General features: G+C 62.1%; 2 protein-coding genes. Both read left to right on the top strand.

Annotation, left to right across the window (positions count from 1 at the left end; translation table 11 throughout):
• Positions 1 to 1,474, top strand: a 1,474-nt coding sequence (locus tag Q0C23_RS00455) for a proton-conducting transporter membrane subunit (RefSeq protein WP_291510412.1), incomplete at its 5' end; no start/stop codon positions are given.
• On the top strand, positions 1,471 to 3,256 hold a 1,786-nt coding region (locus tag Q0C23_RS00450), incomplete at its 3' end, for a putative inorganic carbon transporter subunit DabA (protein ID WP_291510411.1). The genes Q0C23_RS00455 and Q0C23_RS00450, both read left to right, overlap by 4 nt.

Below are 3,256 nucleotides of genomic sequence, written 5' to 3'. Positions count from 1 at the left end.
CTTCCCTCTCCCTGGGCTTGCCTTCGATCTCCCTTTTTCCATAGCGGTCAATGGATTGACACTGATTCTGGCATCCTTGGTGTCCTTCGTCATTCTGATGATTGCCCAATACAGCGTGGAATATCTGGATGGCGACCCCCATCAGGCGCGCTTTTTCCGCCTGCTTGCCTTTACCGGCGGCTTCTTCCTGCTGGTGGTGATATCCGGCAATATCGGTCTGTTCACCCTCGCCATCATCGCCACCGGCTTCAGTCTGAACCAGCTACTCAAGTTCTACGGCGAGCGGCCGAAAGCCATCATGGCGGCGCACAAGAAGTCCCTTTTCAGCCGGACGGCCGATCTGTTCCTGGTCGGCGCAACCGGGTTGATCGGCTCCCAGATCGGCAGTCTGCAATTCAGTGCTCTGCGTCGGTTCGTCGAGCACACGAACACCATGCCCTTCGCCTTGCAGATGGCGGCGTGGTTGATCGTTGGCGCGGTCGTCCTGAAAAGTGCGCACTTTCCTTTTCAGGGGTGGTTGATCCAGGTCATGGAGGCTCCCACACCGGTATCGGCGCTGATGCACGCAGGCGTGGTCTACAGCGGAGCCATCATTGCTCTGCGCACGACGGCACTGTTGGTGCGAGTGCCGGAGGCCCTTTGGTTCTTGGGTGGGATGGGCCTGGCGACCGTGGTCATCGCCGGGTTGGCAATGACGACACAGACGGCTATCAAATCCATGCTCGCCTGGTCGACCACCGCGCAGCTCGGGTTCATGTCCCTGGAATTGGGGCTGGGGCTCTTCCCGCTGGCTTTGCTACACCTGGTGGGACATTCTCTGTACAAGGCCCACGCCTTTCTCTCATCGGGAAGCGTCACCGACCAGCTGCGCCAGGTACCCCCGGGAGGGAAGAAGATCCCTTCCACGGCTTCGTGGTTACTTGCGGTGATTCTGGGGCTGGTCATTTCCGCCGGCGGGGCCTGGCTCTTCGGTGAAGACCCGGTCCGCGATCCGACCTGGATGGCCTTGGTGGTGATCGTGGCCGTAGCGGTATCGCAGATCGTGATCAAGGGCCTACAATTCGACGCCCTCGCCGATCGCCTCGTCGCTCTTTTGCTCGCTATCGGTTCGGGCTTCACTTATCTGATCCTGCATACGCTCTTTGTCTGGGGCTTCACGACAGACCTGACCCAGGCCACGGTGCCGGTCGGCACTCCTTATCTCTGGCTTCTTGGGCTGTCGATGCTGAGCTTTCTGGCTTTGAGCTGGATCCAGGGTCCGGGACGAGGCGTGCTTCCGCAAAAGATCCAGCTCGTACTATTCACCCATTTCTACAACGGTCTGTACGTGGATATCTGGGTAGAACGCTTCTCGCACCGCTTCTGGTCCGAGCGCGTGAGCGTCGAGTTGCCGCGCAAGAATCTCGCCGTGGAATCCTTGCAATCCGTAGCTCGCAATAGAAGCGCCATCGGTCCATCTGGAGGTTCCCAATGAGTAATGCAATTACAGAAAACACAGAGCAGCTTTTCGATCGGGTGATCCGCCGAATTGCCCCCGTCTGGCCTTTGGACAGCTTCGTCGCGGTCAACCCTTATTGGGGCTTTGCCGACCAATCCTTCGCGGATGCGGCAGCACACTTGCAGGAAACCGTGGGCGAGCGCGTCCTCATGGACCGGCGCTGGTATGCGGACCTGCTGCAGAAGGGCAAGCTCCACATGGCGGACATTCTCCAGGCCTCCGCGGATCTGGAGGTAGACATGGACGAACTCGACTGGCGAAGCTACCTGCGCGAGCCCTCGGAGTTGCCCATGCGTCTGCCGCGCCTGCCCGAACTCATGGATCGCCCAGGGCATCCTTCGATATCGCAGTACGTGGTCGAGCAGATCAGTCGATTCCTGGCCGCCTACTACGACCGCGGGCAGTCGCTCTGGTCCTTTCCCAAGGATCCGACGATGGGGCTTTTTGGCTCGTGGCGGCAGTACACCTTGGTGGATCGCAGCCTGCGTGCCATGGGCTTCAAGGGCATGCGCTCCCACCTGCTGGCCTTGCCGGCCAGCGGCACCGACGCTCGGCAGTGGGCCTTGCAGACCCTGGGACTTCCGCAACCCGCCCAGGAGGACTACTTGTTTGTCCTGCTGAAATCCATCGGCGGCTGGGCCAGCTGGTGCCGCTATCTGTTGTGGCAGGCGGAGCTACAGGGCTCGAATCAGGGAGACCTCTTGGATCTGTTGACGATCCGCATGGTCTGGGAAGCGCTCCTGCGGCGAACGGCCGAGCCCCGGGTGTTGGAACGCTGGCACCGTCAGATCCAGGCCTGGATCATGGATGACAAGACGGAGGACGTCGCCGAGGCCCGGCGCGGAGAGGTGCTTCTGCGCGCCTCGGAGATTGCCTATCGTCGAGAGGTGGCGGCCAATATCCGCCGCCAACCTTCCAGGAACCGGCACCAGCCTGCGGTGCAGGCAGCCTTCTGCATCGATGTCCGCTCCGAGGTCTTCCGCCGCCACCTGGAGAGCGTGATGCCGAGCCTGGACACCATCGGCTTTGCGGGTTTCTTTGGGGTACTGCTGGACTATCAGCGCCAAGGAGATGTCGCACCCAGAACCCAGGCCCCGGTGCTACTCAAGCCCCAAGTACACGTCACGGAAGCAGCACCCGCGCAGATCGTCGAGCGACGCTTCCGACGGCTGCGCCGGGGGGCAGAGTGGAAGCACTTCAAGCTCTCCGCGGCGTCCTGCTTTTCCTTTGTGGAGACGGCGGGCCTTGCCTACGTCGGTCGCCTGCTGGCGGACACCATGGGTTGGCACCGGCCATCAACTCCGCCGGACGAGGCCGGACTCACGGCGGATGAGCGCTCCCAGATTCGCTGCGTACTACCCGCATCGCTCACCCTGGAACAGCGGGTCGGCATGGCGGAGTTCATACTGACGGGCTTGGGATTGAATGGGGGTGTGGCGCCCATCGTGCTACTCGCCGGGCACGGCAGCTCTACCACCAACAATCCACACCGGGCCGGCCTGGATTGTGGCGCCTGTGCTGGACAGACCGGTGAGGTGAACGCCAGGGCAGCGGCGGATCTACTGAACGATCCCCAGGTGCGCCAGGCGCTGATCGACAAGGGCTGGGACATCGACCCGCGCTGCTGCTTCCTGCCGGCACTCCACGATACCACCACGGACCGCGTGGAGATCCTGGGAGGCTTGGACGACCCCCGGCTAGACAAGGCTCTGGTCGCGGAATTGCGCCAAGCCCTGGAGCAGGCAGCCAGCCTTTGTC

The organism is Acidithiobacillus sp. (genome assembly GCF_023256195.1).
Lineage (GTDB): Bacteria > Pseudomonadota > Gammaproteobacteria > Acidithiobacillales > Acidithiobacillaceae > Acidithiobacillus_A.
The sequence above is the reverse complement of the archived record's forward strand: the minus strand, read 5'-3'. Positions and strand labels throughout refer to the sequence as shown.